The sequence below is a fragment of the Mesonia algae genome (genome assembly GCF_003253545.1).
GTDB lineage: Bacteria > Bacteroidota > Bacteroidia > Flavobacteriales > Flavobacteriaceae > Mesonia > Mesonia algae.
Map to the genome: position 1 here is coordinate 133,256 of NZ_QKYV01000001.1, position 20,520 is coordinate 153,775.

Annotated in this window: 13 protein-coding genes and 1 tRNA gene; 5 read left to right on the forward strand and 9 right to left on the reverse strand. The window is 35.8% G+C overall.

Annotated elements, in window-relative coordinates; all coding sequences use genetic code 11:
- Positions 1-44: 44 nt before the first annotated feature.
- The 5 genes from LX95_RS00600 to LX95_RS00620 form a co-directional block, all read right to left on the reverse strand.
- Positions 45-386 carry a hypothetical protein gene (locus LX95_RS00600; protein ID WP_146240723.1) on the reverse strand — a complete coding sequence of 114 codons (342 nt, stop codon included), beginning with the start codon at positions 384-386 and terminating at the stop codon, positions 45-47.
- Positions 383-2,773 (reverse strand): TonB-dependent receptor, encoded by a 2,391-nt coding sequence (locus tag LX95_RS00605; protein WP_111539486.1) that lies wholly within the window; start codon positions 2,771-2,773, stop codon positions 383-385. Before LX95_RS00605 ends, LX95_RS00600 begins: the two co-directional genes overlap by 4 nt.
- Before the next feature lie 458 nt (positions 2,774-3,231).
- Positions 3,232-3,546: a hypothetical protein gene (locus LX95_RS00610; protein ID WP_111539487.1), complete on the reverse strand. Its 315-nt coding sequence runs from the start codon at positions 3,544-3,546 to the stop codon at positions 3,232-3,234.
- A gap of 88 nt (positions 3,547-3,634) precedes the next feature.
- Positions 3,635-6,022, reverse strand: a complete 2,388-nt coding sequence (locus LX95_RS00615) for a GumC family protein (RefSeq protein WP_111539488.1) — start codon at positions 6,020-6,022, stop codon at positions 3,635-3,637.
- A gap of 1 nt (position 6,023) precedes the next feature.
- Entirely contained in the window at positions 6,024-6,791 is a 768-nt protein-coding gene (locus tag LX95_RS00620; RefSeq protein ID WP_111539489.1) for a polysaccharide biosynthesis/export family protein, read from the reverse strand.
- A gap of 183 nt (positions 6,792-6,974) precedes the next feature.
- On the opposite strand from LX95_RS00620, the gene LX95_RS00625 reads away from it, so the two are divergent.
- From LX95_RS00625 to LX95_RS00645, 5 genes are all read left to right on the forward strand, one after another.
- Complete coding sequence (locus LX95_RS00625) at positions 6,975-8,954, forward strand: polysaccharide biosynthesis protein (RefSeq protein ID WP_111539490.1); 1,980 nt, start codon at positions 6,975-6,977, stop codon at positions 8,952-8,954.
- 70 nt (positions 8,955-9,024) lie between these two features.
- Positions 9,025-9,555 carry an RNA polymerase sigma factor gene (locus tag LX95_RS00630; RefSeq protein WP_245924701.1) on the forward strand — a complete coding sequence of 177 codons (531 nt, stop codon included), beginning with the start codon at positions 9,025-9,027 and terminating at the stop codon, positions 9,553-9,555.
- Between the two features lie 264 nt (positions 9,556-9,819).
- Complete coding sequence (locus LX95_RS00635; protein WP_111539491.1) at positions 9,820-10,674, forward strand: FecR family protein; 855 nt, start codon at positions 9,820-9,822, stop codon at positions 10,672-10,674.
- Between the two features lie 28 nt (positions 10,675-10,702).
- Positions 10,703-13,312 (forward strand): TonB-dependent receptor, encoded by a 2,610-nt coding sequence (locus LX95_RS00640; RefSeq protein WP_111539492.1) that lies wholly within the window; start codon positions 10,703-10,705, stop codon positions 13,310-13,312.
- Between the two features lie 3 nt (positions 13,313-13,315).
- On the forward strand, positions 13,316-14,149 hold the full coding sequence (locus LX95_RS00645; protein WP_111539493.1) for a DUF4249 domain-containing protein: 834 nt from the start codon (positions 13,316-13,318) through the stop codon (positions 14,147-14,149).
- 302 nt (positions 14,150-14,451) lie between these two features.
- Here LX95_RS00645 and LX95_RS00650 read toward each other — a convergent pair.
- The 4 genes from LX95_RS00650 to dnaE all read right to left on the reverse strand — a co-directional run bounded on the left by LX95_RS00650 (position 14,452) and on the right by dnaE (position 20,445).
- Positions 14,452-14,525: transfer RNA gene (locus LX95_RS00650), tRNA-Asp, on the reverse strand.
- Between the two features lie 86 nt (positions 14,526-14,611).
- Positions 14,612-15,541, reverse strand: coding sequence for a DUF58 domain-containing protein (locus tag LX95_RS00655; protein ID WP_111539494.1), 930 nt, complete (start codon positions 15,539-15,541; stop codon positions 14,612-14,614).
- Positions 15,542-15,624: 83 nt separating this feature from the next.
- A complete protein-coding gene (gene trxA / locus LX95_RS00660) occupies positions 15,625-15,942 on the reverse strand; it encodes a thioredoxin (RefSeq protein ID WP_111539495.1) in 318 nt (105 codons plus the stop codon).
- Positions 15,943-16,059: 117 nt separating this feature from the next.
- Positions 16,060-20,445 (reverse strand): DNA polymerase III subunit alpha, encoded by a 4,386-nt coding sequence (dnaE, locus tag LX95_RS00665; protein WP_111539496.1) that lies wholly within the window; start codon positions 20,443-20,445, stop codon positions 16,060-16,062.
- Positions 20,446-20,520 lie beyond the last annotated feature (75 nt).

The window sequence follows — 20,520 nt, forward strand, 5'->3', positions numbered from 1 at the left end:
TTTTATATTTTTTCTAGCTTTTTAAAAAGAAATGGGTTGGTGTATTAACTTATCTGTTCCCAAACTGGGGGACCTCGGGTATAAAATATAAACTTCCATTCTTGTTTGGGGCTATCCAAATAATAAGAGTTTTGATAAACAAAACTTAAGTTTTTAAAACCTATACCCATCTCGTTTTCTACCCAAAAGAACTCATGAAACTTGAAGTGAAGATGGTCACAATAATGTCCTATTTTTAAAGCGGTAGCACTCATTTGCTCTTGCTCCACTTTGTAAGCTGGCACAGAGAGGTGCGTTACCCTAACATAATGTATAGACGTAATGAACTGTACCGTTAAAAAAACGATAGTTAATCCTATACTAATATGTTGCTTTAGGAGTTTCACGAACGATTACCGAAAGGAATGGTTAAATTAAGTTGAATATTTCTTCCCATTTCTGGAATCTCTAATCGTCTATAGAAACTGGTATGGTTAAAATATTTGGTATTAAATAAATTAGTCACTTGAAGGTTGAACCGAGCTTCTATATTTTGTATATGAACACTCCCGCTAAGACCTGCTCCAAAAAGCTCGTAACCCGGAGTTATTTTTTCTCCTTGAGCAATTTCATCCTGCTCCATCGCTAGGCGTGCATTCGCATAAACTTCTACTCCTTGGAAGGTTTTATTTTCTTTGAACAACGTATAGCCTGCTTCTAAAAACAAATTATTAGCGGGTGTAAAGGGTAAGGGGTAATTTTTAGAGCTATCGGATGTAATTTGCTTATTATACAAGTATTCTGCAATGGCTAAAGTTCTTAATTTTGAGAAAAATGTCTTTTCTACTTCCATCTCAATTCCAGACAAAAGCGCTTCTGATTGCGTGTATTTAAACAATTGTCCCGAATGTGGCAAGACCGAAAAATTTCCTGAAGGCTTTAAATAAATGTAATTAGAAAAATAATAAGCATACGGGTTGACGGCCCAAGAAAAGCTCTTCTTGGCATAGGACAGTTTAGCATCGGCTACCCAGCCTTTTTCAGGATCTAAATTGACATCTCCTTGTTCATGTCTAAAAGAACCGTGGTGAATTCCGTTAGCTCCGAGTTCTATGGCTGTAGGAATCCTAAAATTGGTTCCTGCATTCGCATTAAGCGTCCATTGAGGGTTGAACTCGTACCGCACACCTGCCATGACATTAAAACTGCCAAAGTCTTTATCTACATCTGGACTTCTTTCCGCGTAAGCAGAAGCCTCTTCTACGCTTTGTCCCGCCCCGATTAAATAATCGTATAAAGTAGGATCGTAATGCTCTCCTATAGAGATGCTGTTTTTATCGTATCTCATCCCCAAGCTATACAATAATTTGTTGCTGTATTTAAACTCGTGAGTAGCAAAGGCCGCAAAGTTATTACTGGTATATTGAGGAAGTAAAAAATTAAATCCGCCAATAGAATTTTCTTGCCATTTGGCTTGAACACCTAGCGTCGTAATATGACTTTTAGAAAACTTTTTGGTGTATTTGGCTTGGGCATCATAGGTATCTAACTCAAAGTTCAACTCTAAATTTGGATCTACCGCTGGGGGTTGTTGATTGGCGTAGTGGGTATGAAACAAACTCCACTCCTGTCGTTTATTCTTTTGATAGCCCAATAGGACTTCTAGGTAATCATTATCAAAATAGATTTTGTTATTATTAATGACCTTAAAATGATTCACACGTTGATAAGGGTAATCTATATCTCTTTCATCTCCATCTGAACGCACCCTGTCTATGGAAGGAATACCGTGAGCTCCTGGAAAAAAACCTGATTTTTGATATACATTACTCACGCTAACCAGAGATTCTACTTTTTCTCCCCTATAACCTACTTGAGCATACATATCTAATTCTTTCCCAGCGGTATTTTTAAGTTGCTCCTCATGGATAGGCATCTTAAAATTGAGGTAGGAAATGGTATCGGTAGGTAAAGAGTAATCGCCGTATTCCATTCCCGTAAGTTTTAGTTTATAAAAAAATCGATCGCCTTTATAATTTAAATTAAGCGAAGAACCTATGGTATTGTTTACCGATTTCCCTAAGGTAGTCACATGACCTGAAAGGCCATTTGCACTTGGAGGTTTAGTATTATTGACTTTAATGACTCCGCCAATAGCGTCACTACCATATTCAATAGCGCCTACGCCTTTAAGAATTTCTAAATTTTCTATCGCCAAGCCATCTAATTCTAAGCCGTGATCTGCGCCCCATTGTTGTCCTTCTTGTTTGATACCGTTTTCGGCTACGGCTACTCGGTTTAAGCCTAGACCTCTAATAATAGGTTTTGAAGTTCCTGCGCCGATTTCCATCGCATTTAAGCCGGGTAATTTCTCTAAACTTTTGGCTAAAGAACCTGTAAATTCTTTTTGAAGGTATTCTTGATTGACCACTTCTCGACTTATCGTGGTTTGTTCTATAGAAGAAGATTGAATCAGTACTTCTCCTAGAGTAGAAGTGTCCGGTTGCAATTGAAAGTTGAGCGTCCTATCTTTTGAAAGCTTGATTAAAGTATCTATGGTCCTATAGCCCATATAAGATACTCTTAGATGGTGCGCTCCTGCCAATACGTTAGATAGATGGTAGCTACCATCAGCTTGACTTAAAGTAAAACGTTGAGAAGTATGCACATGAGCTCCTTCTATAGGTGTTCCTAGAGAATCTATAATTTTTCCCTTAACGGAATATTCTTGTGTATAGGCTTTAGATGCAGTTAAAGCAAGAAAACATAAAAGAAGGAAATGTTGTAATTTCATGTTGAGGTATTAAATTTGAATCAGTAATCAAAAAAAGTTATTCATCTTTCTTTTCTATCTCTTATTTTAATTGGAAATAGAGCTATTCAAAAAGTAAGTTTTTAATGAATTATTCTTTTTTCCTGAAATATCAGCTCTAAACTTGAGCCAGTATTTCTTTTTAAAAGATAGATCTGTAATCAGTTTCTTTTTTCTTTATCTGAGCTATGATCAACCTTAACGTTATTGCGATAACCTATAATTAATTTATAAGAAAGCGTTAAATCGACGAATTGCCTCTTATGCTATAAATTAAGAAAGAAGTATAAAATTGCACTTCTTTACTATTATATCTTATAACAAGGGTAAAAAACCTAAGTTCGTGTGATTTTATTAGCTAGCGCTCACGCATCTTCTTTTCATTAAAAAGATATGATCATAAAGCCTGCGAATGCATCGTAAATTCAGTAAAGAAAAAATTAAGCCGTATAAAAAGGTGGAGGCTTATTAAAGATAAGACATACCGGAGGTTTTGAAGAAACGACCGAACGGTAATAATTGTTTTGTAGATGTTGTGGTGGAGTAACAGGAATGCTAAGTATTTCGTAAGCTTCTCCTGCGGCCAGTAAAGGCGTATGAGCATCGGTTCCCGATAAGTGACACCACACACATTCTTGTTGATCATTTGCCTCTTCCGTATGAGTAAGACTATGTAATCCTCCTACTTTTATAAAAATAAAAGCAAGCAGAAAAAATACAGAAAGTCTTTTCTTAAGATGCAGTGACAAAATCATAGCGCAAAATTAAAAAAGAAAACCTCCCCCAAGTGTTAAAAAAATTAAAACTTGAAGGAGGTGTTTTTATTTTTAGAAAAACAGCAGCTTATCTAGCCCAAAATTTCCATAAAGGCTTTTTCTTTACCTCCTCAGAATAACCATATCCATAGCCGTAATTATAACCATAGGCACCATCTTCTTTTACCCCGTTAAGAACAATTCCCATATTGTTAAGTTTACGGTGTTTTTGAAGCTCTTCTATATGCTTTAATAATTTCACATCGGTATAGCCTGCTCTTACCATATACATGGTCGCATCGGCATACTTAGAGATCAATAGCGTATCGGTCACCAAGATGGTAGGCGCTGTATCTATAATGACATAATCATACTTGCTTTTAGCTTCTTCTATTAATTCTTCGAATCTTCCGTTGAGCAGCAATTCGGCAGGGTTTGGCGGAATAGTTCCCGAAAGCATTACATCTAAATTTTCGAAGTTAAAAGCCTTTTTTAATATTAAATCTTCCAATTGAACGGAAGCATTATGTAAAAAAGAAGAGACTCCTTTATAGTTTTTATCTTTGTTGATGTAGGTATGCACCTGCGGGTTTCTTAAATCACAACCTATCAATAAGGTTTTCTTTTTAGTCGCCGCCAAAATATTAGCCAAGTTAACCGCTACAAAGGTTTTTCCTTCTCCTTTGGTAGTAGAAGTCACAAAAACCACCTGTCCTCTATTTTTTAGATCGTTTGGAGATTTAAAGTAATTCAGATTGGTTCTTAAAATCCTAAAAGCTTCTGCTAAGACACTTCTATCATTGGCTCCTATCACCGCTTTAGCATTTTTAGTTAACTGTGGGATTTCACCTACCACAGAAAGATTAGCTAATTTTTTTTGCAAGTCGCCTTTGGTATTTACTTTGGTATCTAATAGAAACAAGACATATAAAATACCGAATGGAATAAGCACCCCTATAATTAGAGAAGCGAGCATTACAATTTGTCTTTTAGGAGAGATTGGAATAGATGACGTATACGCATAATCGACCACTTTTACCGTAGGCGCAGTTACTGCATAACTTAAAGCCGCTTCTTCTCTTTTTTGTAATAAAAATAAATATAACCGCTCCTTTATCTCTCTTTGTCTGGTAATGGAACGTACTTCTTTCTCAATTTGCGGAAAACCTCCTAATTTCCCACTCGAATAACCTTCTTGTCTTTGTAAACTGTTTAAGGTGATTTGCAAGCTTTGCATATAGGCTTTGACACTCGCATTAATATTGGCTTGAAGACGGCCTAATTCCTGATTAAGATTAAGGATCGCAGGATTTTCAGAGGTTGCAGAAATTAAAAGTCTATCTCTTTCTAGTATTAATTGGTTATATTCTCCTGTAAGTTCATTAACAGAAGCATCGCTAATTCCTATATTGGCTGGCAATAGCTCATAAGAACTTTGATTTTCTAGAAACTGTTGAAAGTCTTTGGTCACCGCCAATTGAGTTTGTACTTCAAAACGCTTCTTTTCCGCTTCTGCTTCCTTACCAAAAAGTTGGGTAGCATTGGCCTGAACATCGATTAGATCTTTTTCATTCTTATAGGTGACCATACCCTCTTCTACCGTGTCTAACTCTTGTACTAAAAACACCAAGCGCTCTTCTACAAATTCTTGGGTTCTTTTAGAGACCAAGCGCTTATCTTCAATCCCATCTTGATTGAACTGCTTGATCAATTCATTTAAAACCGCTTCATTTTTTTTCACATTGGAGCCTTGAATAGACAAGCTAAGTACGTGACTTTTGTCCCCGATAGGCTCTACCCCCATACTGCTGGATAAGCCTTGAATAGCACTCTCTGTGCTCACATACCTAAATAAGAAATTATCTTTATCGGAAGACTCGCTGCTTTTTATTGGAGTGGTTTTTTTATCTATTCTTAAGGCGTAGTCCGCATAATGTAGGGTATCTCCATAGGTTCCTTTTAGATTTCCTAAGGTTTCTTCTTTAAGGCTAAAAGCATTTTCACCTGTAGCATGAAACTCGATAAGTGGAGAGGAACTCTGAGAAGTGGTGTCATTTTGAATCCATGTCACCTGGACGGGCATGTCCTGATTATAATATAAGGAAGATTTAATCGTGGCATTACTATAATAGGCGGTATTTAAATCTAAGGCTTGGGTAACGCGCTCTAATAACCTGCGAGATTTTACAATTTGAATTTCATTCTCCAAATTGACTTTGCTTAAATTAAACAGACTACTCGAGCCACTTAAACCAGACAAATCTAAACCTCCATCATTGGACTCGTCTAAAATTTTTATTTTAGCTTGTGTACTATATACCTCTGTACTGTATCTCAGGTATAGAAATGCGGTGGTCACTGAAAGAATCACTCCCAATACAAACCACGGCCAATACTGAAAATAGCGATACAAAAGATTTTTTAAATCTTCCCCATTTTCAGCTTCATCTTTATCCCATTGCTGTTGCTCTGTCATCTTATCTAAATATCAAAATTGCGGTACTTAACAATATAGAAAATACGGAAAGTAGGGTTCCTAAATTTCCAATGATTCCTGCTGTTTTCACCTTAGCATTATTGGGTTGTACATAAACGACATCGTTTTGTTTTAAAAAATAATATTCGCTATTCATCCACTCACTAGAAGTTAAGTCTATTTGCACGTGTTCTCTTCCTTCTTTGGTTTGTCTTATTAATAAAACTTCTTTTCTTTCTCCCTGTATGGTCAAATCTCCTGCCAAACCTAAAGCTTGGGGTAAACTCACCGTTTCTTCGGCAATGGTATAGGTACCTGGGTTTCTCACCTCTCCGATTACAGATACTTTAAAATTTACCAAACGTATTCTCACCGTAGGATCTTTTACAAACTGTGAAAGCTGAGTTTCAAATCTTTTTTGCAATTCTTGTGTGGTATAACCTTCCACTTTGACCAAACCTAAACCCGGGTAATTGATATTTCCCTCTTCATCGACTAGGTAACCTTCCAACTTTAATATGTCACCTTGTCTTTGTTGCACTTGCCCTCCCATATTTTTATCAAATTGATAGGGTAGAATGGCCGCTTGACTTAAAGCGGTAAGGTCTATTTTAAGAATATCATTTACTTCGATAATAGGATGGCTATAGATTTGATCTACTTTTACTAAACTCGTTTCTTTGATATCTTGAAAGTACAAAACTTCTTTCTTTGTCGCACAACTAAAGAGAAGTACGCAAAAAATAAATGTTAAAATTATCTTTTTCATAGCTGCAAATATAATCAACTTTTAATTTTATGTGGCAATCTATGGATTTAGTTGCCTCATGTTGAGCTCTAAAATATCCTGAAATTTCATGCATCTATACTTGCAAATTGTTAAAATTTAATATAAATTTAATGAAACATCCCCGCCATAAGTATATATTTGTCCGTTAAAATTACTAGCTGCATGGCTATCGCAAAAAAAATAAAAGTACAATTCCTTAAGCTGATTAGGCCCATGGTTAAAAACTATGTCCCTAGAAGGTTTATCTTTATTATTGATGTATGTATTGCTTTTATAGCGGCACAGGCAGCATTTTTTCTTATCCACTCCGCTACCGGAACAGATCATCCTATTTTCACTTTTACTTGGCCTCTATTTGCCATCGTAACCATTCAAGCCCTATATTACATTGTCGTCAAGTCGTATTTTGGATTGGTGCGCTACTCTAGTTTTAGAGATGTAATTACGCAATTAAAAGTAACTTCCTTGAGTGTTGTAACCATACTCTTGATAAATCATATTTATTATTTAACGAGTAGCACTAAGCTTATCTTAGATGCGGGAGTAATTATTTACGGGTTTATTACCTTTTCCTTACTTTTCTTTTTTAGGGTATTGGTAAAAAGAACCTACCAAAGCATTAATGCTAGTAAAAATTCTATTAGTGCTTATATCTTGGGAACCGATCGAGCAGATATTGCTATGGGAGAAGGATTGATCTCTGAACATTCTGATTCTTTCAATATTATTGGTTTTGTAAATTTAGATAATCGTAAAATGCTTACGCGTATTTATAATTTACCTATTTATTCTATTTCTCAACTAAAAGCATCTAACACGCTAGCAAATGCGATTATTGTTAGCGATGAAAAATTGCAGCACATAAAAAATGAAGACAGTTCTATTTTAAATGAGCTACTAGACCTCAAATTAAAGATATATAAGCTCCCTAAAATTCAAGATTACAACAATAATCCGTCTTTTAGCTCTTTAAAAGAAGTTAAAATAGAAGATCTTTTACAGCGTTCTCCTATTAAACTCAACAACCTTAAATTATCTGAGCTTTATAAGGATAAAGTTATCTTGGTTACTGGGGCGGCGGGATCTATTGGTAGTGAAATTGTAAAACAACTCATTCCTTTTTCTCCAAAGAAAATTATTTTATTGGATCAGGCTGAAACTCCGTTGCATGATATTTCACTATGCTTGGACAAAGAATTTTCTAGTTTGACGTATGAGAAAGTAATTGCCAATGTACGCAGTAAAAAAAGATTGAGGGAAATTTTTGAAACCTATCAACCACAAATTGTATTTCATGGAGCTGCCTACAAACATGTTCCTATGATGGAAGCTAATCCCATAGAATCTTTAAGCGTTAACTTTTACGGAACTCGAAATTTGGCAGAACTGGCTACGGAGTTTAAGATAGAAAGGTTTGTTTTTGTAAGTACCGATAAAGCGGTAAATCCTACCAATATTATGGGTGCCTCTAAAAGAGCTGCTGAAATTTACATACAGTCTTTAGCCAAACTTCCTCAACAAAAAACCACCTTTATCACTACAAGATTTGGAAATGTTTTAGGTTCGAACGGATCGGTTATTCCTCACTTTAAAAAGCAGATTGAAGAAGGCGGACCTGTAACGGTGACCCACCCTGAAATTACGCGCTATTTTATGACCATTGATGAAGCGTGCCAGTTGGTTTTAGAAGCGGGAGGAATGGGAAATGGAGGCGAGATCTATGTTTTTGATATGGGTTCTCCCATTAAAATCATCAATTTAGCACACCACATGATTCGATTAACAGGTTTAGTTCCTAATGAAGATATTGCGATAGAATTTACAGGTTTAAGACCTGGAGAAAAACTGTATGAAGAATTACTAGCCGATAAGGAAACTACTTTACCTACGCATCATGAAAAAATTATGATTGCACAGGCTACACATACCTACGATTCTTCTCAAAATACGCAGTTATCTGAGTTATTGCAACTCATTAAACAAAACAACATTAAAGAGGCGCTACAGAAGCTAAAATTCTTGGTTCCTGAATATATCCCCGTAAATATCGATGACTTTAAAATCGACAAAAATCATGTTCAACCTCATCAAATAGCTTCCTTTAGTAATATTAGTCCTAAAAATATTTCCGATAAGTTATAAGGAGTTTCTTTAAGCTTTCATAAAATATTTTTCAAAGTAAATAGTTATATCTCTAGCTAATTGTATCGCGGTGATAAATAAAAATAACGATAAAAAACTTATAAAGCTTCTTAAAAAGGGTAATCCTAAAGCGTATAAAGAAGCTTATTTCTTATATTACGATCACCTCATTGGCGTGGGTTCTTATTTTAACTTTCAATTATTAGCTCCTGAAGATTTTGTTCATGAAACTTTCCTTAAAGTGTATGAAAACAGAACACTTTTAAAAGAAGAAGTAAGTTTTGAAAAACAGTTATTTGTCATTTGCAAAAACCTCATCTTAAATCATCTTCAAAGAGAAAATAAAGTGATTCGGTTAGAACCTTCATTTTTAAAGGAGATTGAGGAAGAGGAAAGTTCACTTAAAGAAATTGAGCTTCAAATTGAACAACTACATCGACTTATACAGCAGCTTCCGCGACAGCAACAAAAAATTTATAGCCTCCATAAATTACAAAACTATTCCTATAAAGAAATTGCTGAAATCACCCAGCTCTCTCCAAAGACTATAGCTAACCACATTTATCTTGCCCATCAATTTATTTTAAAAAAAGTTGAATAAGCATTAGGAACTTTTACTTTCTCGTTTGTCTTATAAGAAAAGAGATCTATTAAGATGGTAGAAGTATTTAAAACCAATGTTTCCACAGTTCGCCAAGTAGAGCGGATGATAAAAATTTTACAACTTTATTTTTCAGATTGTCATATTAATTTTTACTTGGAGGATCGTGATCGTATTTTAAGGATGGAAGGCAATCGAGAAAATTTTGATTTAACTTCAAATGTTCTACTCCAAGAGGGATACCTCTGCGAAAAATTGTAAATTATGGATTCTAATCATATAAATAAGGAATTTGAGGACCTTTGGCATAAGTCTCATCCTAAAAAAGCTGCCGAAAAAAAAGAAGCCGCTTGGGAAAAGTTTAACCAAGAGGTATTTAAAGAGAAAAAAGTACAGAAAACCCCGAATTATAAATATGCTATAGCAGCTTCTCTTCTGATTTTAATAGGGGTTAGCGGTTTACTCCCTTACCTGTCGCATGAAACCAGCACTAGTACTCCGTTATTAGCAGAAACTAACATTATCAAAAACCCTACTACCAGCCTTAAGTTGGTGTATTTACCTGACAGTTCTCAAATTGATCTCGCCCCTCAGGCTGAAATCAGTTATGCTAAAGAATTTAAACAAAATAGAAAGGTACACTTAAAAGGAGAAGCTTTTTTTAACGTCACCAAAGACAAAGAACATCCATTTCAAGTTGATTACAAGCAAACCACTACTACCGTGCTCGGAACCTCTTTCCGCATCAGCAGTCCTGTAAAAAATAAAACTCAAGTAGACTTATATGAAGGAAGTATTCAAATGAATGTTGAAGGCTCTGCTAAAAATTGGTTAATTGCTCCAGGAGAAAGTTTTATTGCTGAAGATGACCAAGTAAAGATAATAGCTTTCAATTTGTTTAAAGAATTTAAGAACGCCCCCCTACACGAGTTGATCAATTATATAGAGACTAATTACCAATATAAAGTTGAATTTCAATCAGAGAAAATCGACAAAAACATCACCCTTAAAATTAAGAAGCGTGAATCATTAGATCATGTGATTCAGGTTTTAGCTCAAGTTTACAACTTAGATTACCATATAGATCACCAACAGAAACGCATCACATTTCAATCTTAATACCTCATCTTACTAACTTAACCTCACTATGAAGCCAACGCTTTTAATCTTATTCTTTTGTTGCTGTTTTCAACACCTAAAAGCCCAACAAATACATCTAAAAAAGGAACCCTCTAATTTAAAAGATTTTATTCAGCAAATAGAAGAACAAACTCCGTATACCTTTGCTTATAGCGATAGCGTTAACCTGAATTGGAAAATATCTGATGCTATGAAACTTGATGAGCTGAATAAAGAAAATTTAATTGAGCAACTCAACCAGAATCAACGCTATAACTTTCACCTTATCGGAAATACCATTACCGTAAAAGCTCTTAAGAATGTTTCACAACAAAGATTTCAGCTTTCTGGAACCATAGTAGACCCTAATGAACAGGCTTTAGCAGAAGTAAATATTTATGTAAAAGAGCAAGCTACAGGAACGACCACAAATGAAAAAGGAGAATTCTCGCTACAATTGCCACAAGGAACTTACACGTTGATCATCACGTATTTAGGTTTTGCTGATAGAGAAGAAATCGTAAAACTTACTAAAAACACCAAGCTTAACCTCTCTATGGAAGAAAGCGGAGAATCATTAGATGAAGTGATCATTACCCAAAATGATAAAGCAGTAGATATTAAAAAACCACAAATGAGCGTTAACAGTCTGTCGATGCAAGAAATTAAGCAAATTCCTGTAGCGATGGGCGAACCCGATCCTTTAAAATCTCTTTTAACCCTGCCTGGGGTAACCAATGCTGGAGAAGGCTCCTCTGGTTTTAATGTACGAGGCGGAGCGGCAGATCAAAATTTAGTGCTTTTAGACGGTACTCCTATTTATAACGATTCGCATATGTTTGGGTTTTTCTCGGTTTTTAATGCTGATGCCGTGAATCATCTAAAATTGTACAAAGGCGGGATTCCCTCTAAGTTTGGTGGGAGAGTATCATCGGTTTTAGACGTGCATCAACATACTGGAAATGATCAAAATTTTGATGCCGAAGGAAGCATTGGGCTTATCTCTAGTAAGCTAAAAGTTGAGGGACCCTTACAAAAAGACAAAGGTTCTTTTATGCTTGCCGGAAGAACTTCTTATGCGCACTTATTTTTAAAATTAGCCGATAATAATAATTCAGCTCAATTTTATGATATCAATACCAAACTCAACTACCGATTGAATGACAAAAATGCTTTAAGTTTTTCTGCCTACTACGGGAATGACATCTTTGATATTAGTAATAATTTTTTGAGCACCTATGGAAATACGATGGCTAATCTTAAATGGCAACATCGTTTTAATGATGACATCAATACGCACCTCTCCCTTTTTTATAGTGATTACCAGTTTAATTTAAGTTTTAACTCTTTAGATTTTAAATGGGAAAGCAATATTAAAAGTTACGGACTTACCTACGATTGGAAACATTACCTATCTGAAAATATACAGCTCAACTATGGTGCACAAGCGATTTACTATACATTTAACCCAGGTACTTTGCAGCCAGAAGGAGAAACTTCCCAGTTTAACTATCAGCAATTAGATAAAAAGTATGCTTTAGAACCTTCCTTTTTTCTTGATGTTGAACAACGTATTACCGAAAAACTTAATGTACGATATGGTTTACGCTATAGCATGTTCTATCGTTTTGGTCCGCAAAGCATCAGCACCTATGAAAATAATCAACCCGTGATTTATAATGCTGATTTTAATATTTATGAAGAAGCAGAACCCAATGGAGCCAACAACTACGAAAAGGGAGAGAAAATTTCTAGCTTTGACAATTTTGAACCCCGCATAGCGATTTCTTATGCGTTAAACGATGACACTTCCTTTAAGGCTAGTTACAATAGAATGGCACAGTACCTTCATATGATCTCTAATAGCCAATCCCCTTCTCCTGTGAATATTTGGACTCCTAGCGGTCCGTTTATAGAACCTCAACTCCTTAACCAGTATGCTTTTGGATATTTTAAAAACTTCAGTAACAAAATGTACTCTTTAGAAACCGAGGTCTTTTATAAAAATATTGACAATCGTATAGATTATGTAGATGGCGCCGACCTTGTAGCAAACAATAATATAGAGCGCGTGATTTTAAACGGAAAAGCTCGCGCTTACGGATTGGAAGTTCTATTCAGAAAAAACAAAGGGAAATTTACAGGTTGGGCATCTTACACCCTTTCTAGAGCCGAACAAAAAACAACTGGAAATACGGCAGAAGATCCAGGTATTGCCAATGGTGATTGGTACTTATCGCCTTATGATAAGCTACACAACCTTAACCTTACCGGAAATTATGATTATAGTGATAAGTGGTCTTTTAGCGCCAATTTTAATTTGCAATCAGGACAACCCGTTACTTTTCCTAATGGCTATTATGAAATTGGCGGGATTCCAGTTCCTAATTATTCGCTTAGAAATGAAAACCGACTCCCTACTTATCACCATTTAGATTTAGCTGCTACGTATACCCCAACACAAAAAAAAGAGAAAAACTGGCAAAGCTATTGGGTGTTTAGTATTTACAATGTTTACAATCAAAAAAACGCTGCATCCATTCGCTTTACCACCAATGATGATACTGGAATAAATGAAGCCCGACGCTTATCTATATTCGGCATTTTACCAAGTGTTTCTTATAACTTTAAATTTTAAACCATGAATCTATTAAAACCATATATATCAAAATTAAGTCTGTTTTTAATACTTTTCTCTACTCTCCTTTTCACCTCTTGCGAGGATGTTATAGATGTTGACTTAGACTCTAGCAGTGAACGGCTGGTGATTGATGCTGAAATCCTCTGGAAGAAACAAACAGATGGCACTCAACAAGAAATCAAATTAAGTCGGTTAACCAATTATTATGAAACCGAGACAATCAAGGTTTCCGATGCTCAAGTTCTCATTAAAAACAGTGCAGGCGAGAGTTTTATATTTCAAGAATCAGAAGAGGAAGGCACTTATAAGTGTACCGATTTTCTTCCTCAATTACTAGAAACCTACACGTTGGAGATTGTGGTCGATGAAGAACTTTATACTGCGACGGAAATGCTGATGCCTGTACCTGAAATTAACAGAATAGAACAAGATGATGAAGGTGGATTTTTAGGAGATGAAATTGAAGTGAGCTTTTTTTACAATGACCCCATAGACGAAACTAATTTCTATTTAACTGATATACGCACCACTTTCTTACCTCTTCCTGAGTACAATCTTACCGATGACGATTTCTATAACGGAAATGAAATTGAAGACAGTTTCTCCAATGAAGATTTAGAAGTTGGAGACGATATAAGAATTACGTTTAGAGGAATTTCAGCTTCTTTCTATAACTATATGAATTTAATTCTTGAAACTACCAGCGGAAACCCTTTTTCGACTCCTCCAGCAAATATAAGAGGGAACATCATCAACCAAACCCAAACGGAAAATTATGCTTTGGGTTATTTTAGACTCTCTGAAGGTCATCAATTTACTTATACGGTAGAATAAACTTACAGTACTACAAATTAAAAAAGCCTTTTCAAATGATGAAAAGGCTTTTTTGCTTTGTACGTATTTCTAAATCATACCGTAGCCCTTTGTTTAGAACTTAGAGTAGCTCTGACACTCTTCCAAAGTTGACTTTTGACTTCAACAGCTTCCAAATAAAAAAAGCCTCTCCTTATTACAGGAAAAGCTCTTCATTGGTTTAACACTACTTAAACCTAGATGTCAAGCTTGAACTTGACATACACAACACAACTTCGTAAAAAAAAGCCTCAATGTGACATTGAAGCTTTTTAACAATTTTGCGGTCTGGACGAGACTCGAACTCGCGACCCCCTGCGTGACAGGCAGGTATTCTAACCAACTGAACTACCAGACCGTTGCTTAATTGCGAGTGCAAATATATACTCTTTTATCACTTCAGCAAAATTTTTTAGAACTTTTTTTCAATTTATTTTCAATAAATTATTTAAATTTTTGTCTTTCAACAAGATAGGTCGTCAAAATTTTATCAAAATTTTCTTTAATATCTACGGGAACATATTTAATTCGGTATTGAAGACACATCTGTGATAAATGTTTTGCATATTCTTTTAACTCTTTTTGATAGGCTTCTTTTACATTTTCCGCGTAAAGCGGTATCACCTCTCCTGTTTCAACATCAGTAAACCGCTTAGGAGTTTCATCAAATTCAAAATCGATTTCTTTTTCTTTATCAAATGTATGAAACAACACTAACTCATGTTTGTTGTATTTTAAATGCCGGAGAGCTTCAAATAAGCGCTGCTCCTCCTCTTCTGCCTGAAACATATCCGTAAACAAGAAAACAAGAGATCTCCGCTTTAGCTTCTCTGCAATTTGGTGCAAATAGGTATAGGTTTCTGTTTTTCGCTGCTGCGGAATTTTCTTTAACGTTTCTTCTAATTGATGTACTAATAATTGAAAATGCCTTTCACTCCCCTTCTCTGGTAAATAATAATCATAGTCTTCACTGTATAGACTTAATCCCATGGCATCTCGCTGCTTCTTCAACAACTTCATTAAACTTACCGTCGCTAAGGCGGAAAAACCAATCTTATTGTATTCTTTTAGGCTCTGTATTTTTAATCGTGGATAATGCATAGAAGAGGAATTATCAATGATCACATGACAGCGTAGGTTGGTTTCTTCTTCATAGCGTTTGGTGTAGAGCTTATCTGTCTTTGCGTACAGCTTCCAATCTATATGCTTGGTACTTTCTCCACTATTATAAATCTTGTGCTCTGCAAACTCTGCCGAAAAGCCGTGAAACGGACTTTTATGCATTCCCGAAATAAACCCCTCTACAATTTGATTGGCCAAATGGTCTAAATTTCCAAATCCTTCACTCTTATTTATTTCTTCTTGCAGCTTCATTATTAATGGTTGGAGTTTTGTCTAAAATAAAAAAGGTTTAGCAATTAAGCTAAACCTTTTTTCTATAATCTTAAAAGAGTGATTTATAATAACTCGTCAATTGCTTTTGTATAAGCATCTTTAGGAGAAACTCCTACTTGGCGACCTACTAACTCACCTTTATTAAAAACCAATACTGTAGGAATATTTCTTACTCCGTATTTAGCAGCAAATTCTTGGTTAGCATCTACATCAACTTTACCTACTACGGCTTTCCCGTCGTAGTCTTTACTAATTTCATCGATGATTGGTCCAACCATTCTACAAGGTCCGCACCAAGCAGCCCAAAAATCTACCAATACAGGCTTATCACTATTTAATACTTGCTCTTCAAATGTAGCGTCTGTTATTTCTAATGCCATAATTTTAATTTTTATTGATATACAAAAATAGTCAAATATTTTAGATCATCCTTACACTTAAGAATGGGTTTCTATTATTTAAGCATCAATTTAAGTTATACCTCAATGATTTCAAATTTAATTTAACTTGTATTGGATGTTTTGAGACTCTAGTTCTGTAATTAATTCTTGACAAATTTTTACTTTCTGACGCCTACTAGGCATATGGAGTTTTATTTTTTCTTGCAATTCATACACCACAAAATTGAGCAAATGATCTCCTTTATGAATGTGAAACAATTCTTGAAGAGATATAATTTGCTGATCGCTTAACTCTTCAACATTCAATTGAATGGTGAGTTTTTTTGCGTTTTCTTCGATGACATCGTGCAGCAAACTAAAATCTCTAAATTGTATTCTAGGTTCTCCTTTTTTTCCTGTGTCTTTATTTGTCCATCCTTCTTTAATAAATAACCTTACGCGCACAAAATTGTTAATCATTAAAAAATGACGATGTTTTAAGTATTCTTCTCCAAAAATTTTAAACTCATAAGATTCATTATAATCTTCTACAGTAAATATCGCCCAACCTTTTCCATTTTTACTCACCCTATGTTGCACATCACTTACTACTACCCCCATCGTAAACTCTTTATTTACTTGAGTGCTTAGATCACTTAAATAAGCCAAAGATGAGTTACAGAAATATTTCATTTCTAACCTAAAATCATCTAATGGGTGTCCCGAGATATAAATACCCACTACTTCTCTTTCTTTACGGAGTTTTTCCATCGTTCCCCATTCTTCGCAAGGAGGAACTACAGGCTCTGGAATTTGTACATCACTCGCCTCTCCAAATAAACTCACTTGAGAAGAGTTTTGGTTCTCTTGATACTTTGCCGCATATTTCACCACCTTTTCTAAAAAAGTAACCCCGTCTCCTTCATCATGGAAGTACTGACCCCTATGCGTCGGCTTAAAGCCATCAAAACCTCCCGCTAGGGCTAAACTCTCAAAAGCTTTTTTATTGGCTGCTCTTAAATCGATGCGTTTAGCCATATCAAAAATAGACCTGTAAGCGCCATCTTTTCTATTCTCTACAATGGTTTGTACCGCCCCGCTTCCTACACCTTTAATCGCTCCCATTCCAAAACGAACAGCATTATTTTTATTTACTGAAAATTTAAAATAGGATTCATTCACATCTGGACCCAAAACTTCCAACTTCATACGCTTACATTCTTCCATAAAGAAGGTAACGTTTTTAATATTATTCATGTTATTAGAAAGCACCGCCGCCATATATTCTGCTGGATAATGTGCTTTTAAGTAAGCGGTTTGATAAGCAATCCAAGCATAACAAGTAGAATGCGATTTGTTAAAAGCATAACTTGCAAAGGCTTCCCAATCTTTCCATATTTTTTCTAACTTTTCGGGATCATGACCTTTCGATGCAGCTTGGTTGATAAATTGAGGCTTCATTTTATCTAATACTGCTTTCTGCTTCTTACCCATGGCTTTACGCAAAACATCGGCTTCACCTTTGGTAAAATCGGCTAACTTTTGTGAAAGCAACATCACTTGCTCTTGGTATACTGTAATCCCATAGGTTTCTTGCAGGTATTCTTCCATATCCTCCAAGTCATAAGTAATTTCTTCATCCCCATGTTTTCTGGCAATAAAACTAGGAATATACTCCATTGGACCTGGTCGGTACAAGGCATTCATCGCAATAAGATCTTCAAAAACGGTCGGCTTTAAAGCTTGCATATGTTTTTGCATTCCAGGAGATTCATATTGAAATATCCCTACGGTTTCTCCGCGTTGGAACAAAGCGTAAGTTTCTTCATCGTCAAGCGGAAAGTTTTCTGGATCTAAATCGATTCCATGTCGGCCTTTTACAATTTTAACCGTATCCTTAATCAGGGTTAAGGTTTTTAATCCCAAGAAATCCATTTTTAATAATCCAGCATCTTCTACGACGGAATTATCAAACTGGGTAACATATAAATCTGAATCTTTTGCTACAGAAACCGGTACATAATTGGTGATATCTCCCGGAGTAATAATCACCCCACAAGCGTGAATCCCGGTGTTTCTTACCGAACCTTCTAAAATCCTAGCTTGATTAACGGTTTGTGCTTCTAGATCACTCCCTTCTGCTATATTAAGAAGTTCATTTACTTTATCTACTTCTTCACTTCTAAACTTAGATCGGATTCCCTTTTCGTCTAGTGCAAAAATCTTATGCAGCTTCGACATATCTGGAATCAACTTCGCAATCCGGTCGGCTTCGCTTAAAGGTAAATCTAATACCCTAGCTGTATCTCGAATGGACGACTTTGCGGCCATGGTTCCGTAGGTAATAATTTGCGCTACTTGATTGGCTCCATATTTTTCAATCACATAATCCATCACTCGACTCCGACCTTCATCATCAAAGTCAATATCAATATCGGGCATACTTACACGATCTGGATTTAAGAAACGCTCAAAAAGCAAATCGTATTTAATAGGATCGATATTGGTAATCTTTAAGCAATAGGCCACAGCACTTCCTGCCGCAGAACCCCTTCCGGGTCCCACCGAAACATCCATCTTCCTTGCTTCTCGAATAAAATCTTCTACAATTAAGAAATATCCGGGGTAACCTGTGTTTTCAATTACCGAAAGTTCGAAGTTTAAACGCTCGGTAATATCATCAGTAAGTTCTCCATAGCGCTCTTCGGCACCTTTAAAAGTAAGGTATTTTAAATACGCATTCTCTCCTCTTTTACCGCCATCTTCTTCATCTTTTACATCTAAAAACTTTTCTGGAATCGTAAACGCAGGTAATAAGACATCTCGAGCTAATACAAACGGCTCAATTTTATCGACCACCTCTTGAATATTGGTAATCGCTTGCGGCAAATCTTTAAAGAGATCTTTCATCTCTGTAGCCGACTTAAAATAATATTCTTGGTTAGGCAAACCGTAACGATAACCACGTCCTCTACCTATAGGCGTTGCCTGTTTTTCTCCGTCCTTTACACATAATAAAATGTCGTGAGCATTCGCATTTTCTTTATCGCAGTAATAGGTATTGTTACTCGCAATCATCTTTACCTGATGTTGCTCTGCAAATTTCACCAATACAGGATTTACACGGTCCTCATCTTCCTGCCCGTGGCGCATTAACTCTATATATAAATCCTCTCCAAACTCCTCTTTCCACCAAAGCAAAGCTTCTTCAGCTTGGTTTTCTCCAATATTTAAAACCTTACTCGGCACTTCTCCGTAAAGATTTCCGGTAAGGACAATAATATCTTCTTTATATTTTTTGATCACCTCTTTATCTATACGAGGCACATAGTAGAAACCATCGGTATAAGCGACCGAAGACATTTTTGCTAAATTGTGATAGCCTTTCTTATTTTTAGCCAACAGTACAATTTGATAGCCATTATCTTTTCTAGATTTATCTAAATGATTTTCACAAACAAAAAATTCGCAGCCTACAATGGCTTTAATTTCTCTCTCCTTAAATTCTTCACCACTCTCTAAAGCTGCTTCTCTTTTTGCTTTTATCTCCCCATTATGTTTCGCTACTGCGGAAACAAAATGAAAAGCCCCCATCATATTCGCATGATCAGTTAAAGCTACTGCTGGCATATTCTTTTTTGCGGCTGCAGCTACCAAATCTTGTACGCTTATGGTAGATTGTAAAATGGAGAATTGACTGTGATTGTGCAGATGAACAAAATCTTCATCTTGAAGCACTTCAATATTTTCTTGAATCTCCGCTTCAGAAAGGTCTTGCTGAGGTTCCTTTTTTGCCATTTTCTTACGAATGGCTTCCGAAGCTTTTTTAAGGTTAATGTGTTTTAAACCTATTAACGGAATAACTTGTGGATTCTCTTCAGAAAAATTTTCAAAATAATCTGGACTTACATCCAGTTCTTCTGCGGTAAAAACACGAAGACGAATCAGCTCCAAGAAACATCGGGTAGTAGCTTCTACATCGGCTGTAGCATTATGAGCTTCAGCAAATGGTTGTTTAAAAAGATGCTCGTGTAATTCCGTTAAGGTAGGAAGTTTAAATTTCCCTCCTCTACCTCCAGGAATCTGGCAAAGCTGCGCGGTTGTCTCGGTACACGTATCTAAAACTGGAAGCTCTGTTAGGTTGTTTTCTACCCCTTCACGGAAAAATTCGGCTCCCATGATATTGATATCAAAACCTACATTTTGACCGACAACAAATTTAGTTTTTGATAAAGCCGTTTTAAATCTCGCTAAGCCTTCCTCTAAAGAAATTCCTTCCTCTTGAGCGAGCTCAGTCGAAATTCCGTGAATCTTTTCGGCATCATAAGGAATGTTAAATCCGTCAGGGCGAATTAGAAAATCTTCATTCTCAATCAAATTCCCCATCTCATCATGCAACTGCCAAGCGATTTGAATTGCTCTTGGCCAATTATCTGAATCGGTAATTGGAGCATCCCAACGCTTTGGTAATCCGGTAGTTTCGGTATCGAAGATTAAATACATGTACGCCTAATTTTTTGCAACTATTGAACGTATAAAATTAGGAATTCATTTAGGTTTAGGAAAGTTTAGTTATCA

Excerpts from the sequence above, each read along its gene's own strand:
- LX95_RS00645 (WP_111539493.1), top strand. The coding sequence starts at position 13,316 with ATGAATCTATTAAAACCATATATATCAAAATTAAGTCTGTTTTTAATA.
- LX95_RS00625 (WP_111539490.1), top strand. The coding sequence starts at position 6,975 with ATGGCTATCGCAAAAAAAATAAAAGTACAATTCCTTAAGCTGATTAGG.
- LX95_RS00615 (WP_111539488.1), bottom strand. The coding sequence starts at position 6,022 with ATGACAGAGCAACAGCAATGGGATAAAGATGAAGCTGAAAATGGGGAA.
- LX95_RS00635 (WP_111539491.1), top strand. The coding sequence starts at position 9,820 with ATGGATTCTAATCATATAAATAAGGAATTTGAGGACCTTTGGCATAAG.
- dnaE (WP_111539496.1), bottom strand. The coding sequence starts at position 20,445 with ATGTATTTAATCTTCGATACCGAAACTACCGGATTACCAAAGCGTTGG.
- trxA (WP_111539495.1), bottom strand. The coding sequence starts at position 15,942 with ATGGCATTAGAAATAACAGACGCTACATTTGAAGAGCAAGTATTAAAT.
- LX95_RS00610 (WP_111539487.1), bottom strand. The coding sequence starts at position 3,546 with ATGATTTTGTCACTGCATCTTAAGAAAAGACTTTCTGTATTTTTTCTG.
- LX95_RS00655 (WP_111539494.1), bottom strand. The coding sequence starts at position 15,541 with ATGAAGCTGCAAGAAGAAATAAATAAGAGTGAAGGATTTGGAAATTTA.
- LX95_RS00640 (WP_111539492.1), top strand. The coding sequence starts at position 10,703 with ATGAAGCCAACGCTTTTAATCTTATTCTTTTGTTGCTGTTTTCAACAC.
- LX95_RS00605 (WP_111539486.1), bottom strand. The coding sequence starts at position 2,773 with ATGAAATTACAACATTTCCTTCTTTTATGTTTTCTTGCTTTAACTGCA.
- LX95_RS00620 (WP_111539489.1), bottom strand. The coding sequence starts at position 6,791 with ATGAAAAAGATAATTTTAACATTTATTTTTTGCGTACTTCTCTTTAGT.